General features: G+C 43.5%; 1 protein-coding gene. It reads left to right on the forward strand.

What is annotated here, in order from left to right; genetic code table 11:
• Positions 1-554 precede the first annotated feature (554 nt).
• A complete protein-coding gene (locus tag QUA02_RS33250) occupies positions 555-2,129 on the forward strand; it encodes a group II intron reverse transcriptase/maturase (protein ID WP_333033992.1) in 1,575 nt (524 codons plus the stop codon).
• Positions 2,130-2,216: the final 87 nt, after the last annotated feature.

Below are 2,216 nucleotides of genomic sequence, written 5' to 3' on the forward strand. Positions count from 1 at the left end.
GTGCGATTCGTTGATTAGTGAATCTCGGTAATCAATCCGTAAATAACTAATCCAGTGAAACTTGACCCCTAGGTTGAGCACTGAACTCTCAGATTGATGAAGGTGCAAGTCCTTCCCGCAAGATTCATGCGTGACTCCTTATCTGCTCACACCGACCAAGCTCAATTCTTGGAGAGTGAAGCTGGGAACAGGGCACAATCAGACGGCTGTTATGGGCTGACACTGGTGCTAACAGGGAGTTCCTACGGTGAAACCGAGCCTAAAAAAGTAACTTACACCTAGGCAGGGCATAACTTAAAAAACCCTGACCTCATCAGAGCTAAAGCCCGACGCATCATTTCCACAATAGCGTCCAGAATCTTGGGTTTCTGATAGTTAAATTGGCTACACCTAACGGAACAATCAATCATCTGAGGGAACGAATAAAAACGACTTGAGAGTCATGGATACGTCGATTTCCATGTAGGTAAGATGAGATACGGAACTCTCTCAAGACGGGTAGGATGCGAAGTAATTTTCGCAAGGTATTCAGAAAACACTCAACAGAGCAGAGCATGATTAGACACAGTAGTAATACCAGTGAATCTTGGAAGAATCTACCGTGGAAGAAGTTCCGCAAAGATTTATTTCGCCTACAAAAGAGAGTGTTCAAAGCGGTTCAAGCAGGAAACAAGCGGAAAGCGCAGTCTCTGCAAAGACTTATTCTGAAATCCAAAGCTGCTAGATTCCTAGCAATTCGACAAGTAACACAGCTAAACGCTGGCAAGAAAACAGCAGGTGTTGACGGTGTAAAATCTCTCGGCTTTACAGGACGTTTCTACCTAGAAACAATACTTAAAGAGTCGGCAGGTAATTGGCATCATCAAGGACTACGGGAAATCCCAATCCCAAAAAAGGACGGGACAACCAGAATGCTAAAAATCCCAACTATCGCGGATAGAGCTTGGCAATGCCTCGCTAAATACGCTTTAGAACCAGCACACGAAGCAACATTCCATGCTTACAGCTACGGGTTCAGAGCCGGACGCTCCGCGCACGATGCACAGAAAATCCTGTTCAACAATCTAAGAAGCTACTGTAATGGAATGGAAAAACGAGTGATCGAACTCGACATAGAAAAATGCTTCGACAGGATTAGTCACACCACCATAATGGACAACTTAATTGCGCCCAAAGGTATCAAGCTCGGAATCTTCCGATGCCTAAAAGCTGGGGTCAACCCCGATTTCCCGGAACAAGGAACTCCTCAAGGTGGGGTGGTGAGTCCCCTATTAGCCAACATCGCTCTTAACGGGATTGAAAGTATTCATAGATACCATAAGGATGGATTTAGAATAACCGACAAAACCCCAGCGTCAAACATTGTCGAAACATCAATCCGTTATGCGGATGATATGGTGATAATGCTTAGACCTCAAGACGATGCAGTCAAAATACTTGCCGAAATTGATAATTTTTTAGCAGCAAGAGGAATGATGGTAAGTGCTAAGAAGACCAAGATTACCGCTACGACAGATGGATTCGACTTTCTCGGCTGGCACTTCAAAGTGTTAAGCGACGGAAGATTTAAAAGCTACCCCTCAGTGGATAATTTTAAAAAGTTCCGTTTGAAGGTAAAGAACATCGTTAATTGCTCGAATTATGGTTCTAAGGTAAAAGCCGAAAAGCTAGCACCAATAGTTAGAGGATGGAGAAATTACCATAGGTTCTGTGATATGTCAGGAGCAAGGTTTTCACTTTGGTTCTTAAATCACAGAACATACACGGTATTTAACAAGGAATCCAAAAATACCAGAGAATCAAGCGTTAAGCTTGTTAAGAAGGCATTTCCAACAGTTCCTTACTCCGAAAACAAACACATCTCCGTCAAAGGGGATAAATCGCCCTATGACGGAGATTTAACTTATTGGAGCGAACGCAATAGTAAGTTATACGATGATTTGACCTCTAAAGCCCTTAAAAAGCAAAACCATTCATGCGGTCATTGTGGGATGAAATTTATGAGCGACGAGCGAGTAAATCTACATCACATCGACGAGAATCATGATAACTGGAAACCTAAAAATCTTCTAGCAATCCACGAATCCTGTCATGACTACTCACACATGAGCAAAAGGGTCACTCCCTAAGAATATCGGGAGCTGGATGCACGGAAACGGGCACGTCCAGTTCTAACTGAGAGGTGCTGGGGATAATACCCCACATCGACTCAACCA

Origin of the sequence: Microcoleus pseudofavosus SVA1_A4 (genome assembly GCF_036700565.1) — a bacterium.
Taxonomy (GTDB): domain Bacteria; phylum Cyanobacteriota; class Cyanobacteriia; order Cyanobacteriales; family Microcoleaceae; genus Microcoleus.

Coding starts and splice junctions, on each gene's coding strand:
- QUA02_RS33250 (WP_333033992.1), top strand. CDS start 555: ATGATTAGACACAGTAGTAATACCAGTGAATCTTGGAAGAATCTACCG.